The sequence below is a fragment of the Rubellimicrobium rubrum genome, from assembly GCF_006152115.1.
In the GTDB taxonomy this organism is placed as follows: Bacteria; Pseudomonadota; Alphaproteobacteria; order Rhodobacterales; family Rhodobacteraceae; genus Rubellimicrobium; species Rubellimicrobium rubrum.
The window spans coordinates 1-3,060 of record NZ_VDFU01000081.1; the positions used below are offsets into that span (position 1 = coordinate 1).

At 67.3% G+C, this 3,060-nt stretch carries 3 protein-coding genes; 1 reads left to right on the forward strand and 2 read right to left on the reverse strand.

What is annotated here, in order from left to right; all coding sequences use genetic code 11:
- Positions 1-1,027 precede the first annotated feature (1,027 nt).
- A complete protein-coding gene (locus FHG66_RS21250; protein WP_425471773.1) occupies positions 1,028-1,636 on the reverse strand; it encodes a helix-turn-helix domain-containing protein in 609 nt (202 codons plus the stop codon).
- Positions 1,615-2,016, reverse strand: coding sequence for a cupin domain-containing protein (locus tag FHG66_RS23055; protein ID WP_246082716.1), 402 nt, complete (start codon positions 2,014-2,016; stop codon positions 1,615-1,617). The genes FHG66_RS21250 and FHG66_RS23055 overlap by 22 nt, the downstream gene beginning before the upstream one ends.
- A gap of 97 nt (positions 2,017-2,113) precedes the next feature.
- Here FHG66_RS23055 and FHG66_RS21255 point away from each other — a divergent pair, with 97 nt between their 5' ends.
- The gene (locus FHG66_RS21255; protein ID WP_139079142.1) at positions 2,114-2,857 is read left to right on the forward strand and encodes an SDR family oxidoreductase; all 744 of its coding nucleotides are present in this window, start codon (positions 2,114-2,116) and stop codon (positions 2,855-2,857) included.
- The last annotated feature ends 203 nt before the right edge of the window (positions 2,858-3,060 follow it).

The window sequence follows — 3,060 nt, forward strand, 5'->3', positions numbered from 1 at the left end:
CGGAAAAGGGCCAGGGCACACGCTGGCGCCTTCTGCCAGCCGAAGCACGGCAGAAGGGCGAGCCCCGGCTTTGTTGATCAAATCGGCTCGGAGGCGAGCTCCCCCTGATTCCATCAGCTTCATGCAACGCGCCGGGCCTCGGGGGTTACCGAGAGCGGTGAAGTGACTGAGGGGCGGCACGGATCTGAAGCTCGGCGGTCTGGCAGTCTGGCAGTCTGGCGGTTGGGGGTGCGAGCCATGAGGCGCGTGGGCAGGTCAGTCGTGAGCCGGGTAAGCGGCTCTGCAGATCGGTAAGCCCGGACCAAGACAAATGCGCCCTTCACGGACGCGACCGTATGCTCGGCGCGCCGGCGCGCCTCAAGGGCGTCGAGTCCAGCTTCGGCCAGAATGTCTAGCGCTTCCCGCATTTCGGTCGTGAAGAGCGGTCCTGCACTTCATAGCTATGGGGCCGGCTCGGACAGTGTCGCACTGCCCGCGACGTCTTAGTTCCGCGACAGACAGTCGAGCAGCCATCGTCCGGCCAGCCCGGGGAACTGGTCCGAGGGGTAGATCGCTTGCACGAGCAGGATGCCGGAGCTGAGGCCTTCAAGTTCCACGCACACGAGCCAGCCTGCCGAGATGTCCTCCTCGACCATCGCCCGCGGCGGTGATCACAGCCCAGCTCTGCCCGCAGCAGGCCCAGCTCGGCGCCGAGGTCAGCAATCGCCAGGTGCGCTCGCTTTGCACGCCGAAGTCGCGGTCGCGGGTGAGCTGAGGCAGTCGGCCCGGGCTTTCGCGCGAGCTGCCCCATGCCGTAGATCAATACACCCCGCAAGGACGGCTGCCCCACGATAACGACTTCATGTGACGATGGAGACATGGCCAAAGACCCTGGCTGCTAGACCGCCGAGATACACAGTCGCATGGCCTTGAAAAACCGGTTCTCGGCTTGAGGCCGGCCCGAGATCGTATGTGTCGCTGTGCCGGTCAGCACGTTCACAATGAGACATGTTGTTGGCCGGAGTCGTCCGTGCGGCCGGTCCATGGACTAGATGACGCCCCTTGCCCCAGGGCCGCCATTCTCACCAGCCGTCGTCGACCAGGGTGTCGGCGGCGTGGCAAGATCGGCTTGGGGCCCGACGCCCTCACCCCTCCTGAACTGCCCAGGCGGCACGCCCACATAGCGGCTGAAGGCTGTGCTGAAGGTGCTGGCGGACCCATAGCCGATCCGGCCTGCGACCTCGTCGAGGGCCATACGGCCATCCCGCAGCAGCTCCTTGGCGACCGCCATGCGCCAAGCCAAGAGATACTCCATGGGGCGGACACCTACCAGCCGGGCAAAATGGTCGAAGAAGCTGGAGCGGGACAGGCCCGCCGCTCGTGCCAGGTCCGCCACCGTCCAAGCCCGCGCGATGTCGCCGTGCATCAGGCGCAAGGCCGCAGCGATACGCGGATCGGACAGGCCCCGCAGGAGCCCGGGCGCTGCGCCTTGGGACGGGGCCGCCCGAAGCGCCTCGACCAGCAGGACCTCGACCAGGCGCTCGAGGATCAGGTCGCGCCCCATGTCCTGGCGTGCGGCCTCCTCGCCCACAAGGCGCACCAGTTGCGTCAGGCGAGGGACGCCACGGACGTGGATCATGCGAGGCATGAGCGCCACGAGAAGCCCTGCCTCGGGCGAGCCAAACGAGAACCAGCCGCCGAACTGCCGGACGTCGGCCGGCCCGTTCCGCTGCCCATAGCGGATCTCCCCGTCGGGGGAGGCAAGGTGCGGGGATTGACGCGCAGGGGCGGGCCGGGCGTGAAGCCGGACATGGTGAAGGCGGGCGTGGCGGGCAGGATAACAAAGTCGCCCTCCTCGAGCAGCACCGGCGCTTCCCCCTCGACAGCGAGCCGGCAGCGTCCTTCGATGACGGCGCAGAAGCCCGGCTGGCCGAACTCGGAATAGCTCACGGCCCACGCACCGGCCCCGCTGATCACCTTTCCGGACACGGCGCGAGGGCGCAGAAGCTGAATCACCTGCGAGAGCGGATCGGCCATCCTGGACTCCTGCAAATGAATTCCGGACTGAAGCGGGATGAACGTCCAGAATGCGGCGGGTACATCGGTCCCGTCAACCCAAGCACAGGAGACCGACATGACCACCGTCCTCATCACCGGCTGCTCGTCCGGCTACGGCCTCGCCACCGCCCGCCACTTCCACGACCAGGGCTGGACCGTCATCGCCACCATGCGCCGCCGGCGCGAGGATCTGCTGCCCGCCTCGGACCGCCTCCGCCTCCTGCCGCTCGATGTCACCAGCGCCGACAGCATCGCCGGCGCGATCGAGGCGGCGGGCCCTATCGGCGTCTTGGTGAACAACGCTGGGATCGGCGGCGTCGGCGCCTTCGAGGCCATGCCCCTGGCGCATGTCCGCAAGATGTTCGAGACCAACACCTTTGGCGTGATGGCCATGACGCAGGCGGTGATCCCGCAGATGCGCTCTCGCCGCTCGGGCGTGATCGTGAACGTCACGTCCAGCGTGACGCTTACCCCGATGCCGCTGGCCGCTGCCTACACTGCCAGCAAGCAGGCGATCGAAGGGTTCACCGGGTCGCTGGCCCATGAACTCGGCGCCTTCGGAGTGCGCGCCAAGCTGGTCGAGCCCGGCTACGCGCCGACGACGCGGTTTGGTCAGAACAGCGGGATCGACGCCCAAGATCTCATCCCCAAGGCCTATGCCGACTTCGCGCAGCCGATCCTTGCTGAGTTCGCCAATCCGCCGATGATCACCAAGGAAAGCGACGTGGCCGAGGCCGTCTGGCAAGCCGCGAACGACGCCTCGCCCTGGCTGCGCTACCCGGCCGGTCCCGATGCGGTCGCGCTGGCTCAGGTCGCCTGAGGCGGTCGGGGCAGGGCAGAGGTGTCGAGCGTCATGTGCGGTACATCCCAGATGCCGGCGGGATGTCCGTGCCATCAACAGCTAGGAGACGTGGCGCTCTCCTCCATCGGTGATGACCACAGCTGCGAGCGCGCGGTCAGCGCATTGCCGGTTGCGGCAAAGGCCGCAGTGTTGTCGAAGATGCACCAGCATTCGCTCCTCCT